Origin of the sequence: Hyphomonas oceanitis SCH89 (assembly GCF_000685295.1) — a bacterium.
Taxonomy (GTDB): domain Bacteria; phylum Pseudomonadota; class Alphaproteobacteria; order Caulobacterales; family Hyphomonadaceae; genus Hyphomonas; species Hyphomonas oceanitis.
This window is the reverse complement of sequence record NZ_ARYL01000119.1, coordinates 1-1228: the sequence shown is the minus strand read 5'-3', so window position 1 is coordinate 1228 and position 1228 is coordinate 1. Positions and strand designations below refer to the sequence as shown.

At 63.2% G+C, this 1228-nt stretch carries 2 protein-coding genes; both read left to right on the top strand.

Going from position 1 to position 1228, the window contains the following annotated elements; all coding sequences use genetic code 11:
• Nucleotides 1-182 (top strand): IS66 family insertion sequence element accessory protein TnpB (gene tnpB / locus HOC_RS20495; protein WP_035542515.1); only part of this gene is annotated, 182 nt, incomplete at its 5' end.
• Nucleotides 183-231: 49 nt separating this feature from the next.
• Nucleotides 232-1228: IS66 family transposase (tnpC, locus tag HOC_RS20490; protein ID WP_035542513.1), on the top strand; the 997-nt coding region annotated here is incomplete at its 3' end.

Sequence of the window (1228 nt, the reverse complement as noted above, 5' to 3'; positions counted from 1 at the left end):
TCATCTGGTGGGACGGCCAGGGCGCATGCCTTTTTGCCAAGCGGCTCGAACGGGGACACTTTGTTTGGCCGGCGGCGAAGGATGGCAAGGTCCACCTCAGCCAGGCGCAGCTGTCGATGTTGCTTGAAGGGATCGACTGGCGGATCACGCGGAAGACATGGCGACCGCTGACGACAGGGTGAAGTGATTTTCGGGATTCACCGGCGAGGCGAAGCAGGGTAGATTGAAGCCATGTCGAACGTGGCTGATCTTCCCGATGACATCACTGCGCTGAAGGCGATCATCGCCGAGCGCGATGCCGTTATTTTTCGTCATGTCTCGGAACTGCGTGGGCGCGACCTGCTGATCGAGAAGCTGAAGCTCCAGTTGGCCGGGATGGCCCGTCATCGGTTCGGATCATCGGCCGAAGGCCTCCAACAGCTGCAGTTGATGCTGGAAGACCTGGAGATCACCCGCAGCACAGAGGTTCCCGCTGGCGCGCCAGAGCCTGCCCCGAAGGATAAGCCGGTCCGCAGGCCGCTGCCGGATCATCTGCCAAGGACCGAACAGGTGCTTGAGACGGGCGAGGCCTGCAATGACTGCGGCGGCAAGCTGAAGCGCGTTGGCGAGGATGTCACCGAGGAGCTTGAGTATGTCCCCGGCCGGTTCATGGTGAACCGCTATGTGCGCCCCCGCATGGCCTGCACCTGTTGTGACCGGTTCCACCAGGCCCCGCTGCCCAGCCGCCCGATCGAACGCGGTCGGCCCGGCCCGGGCCTGCTCGCGCATGTCCTCGTCTCCAAGTATGCCGACCACCTGCCACTCTACCGGCAGAGCCAGATCTATGCCCGGGAAGGGCTCGATCTCGAGCGCTCCACAATGGCCGACTGGGTCGGCAAGTCGACAGCATTGCTTGAGCCGCTAGCTGAGGCGATCGGGCAGCATGTGCGCGCGGGCGCTGCGATCCATGCTGATGATACACCGGTGTCGGTTCTGGCGCCCGGCAACGGCAAGACAAAGACCGGCCGGGTCTGGGTCTATGCGCGCGACGAACGGCCTCACGGATCGGGCGCACCGCCGGCGGCGTTCTACAGGTTCTCGATGGACCGCAAAGGCATCCGTCCCGCAGAGCACCTGAAGGGATACTCCGGGTTCATGCATGCCGATGGCTATGCCGGGTTCGAAGAACTTTACCGCTCCGGCAGGATCACCGAAGTTGCCTGTCTGGCCCATATAAGACGCAAGTTCT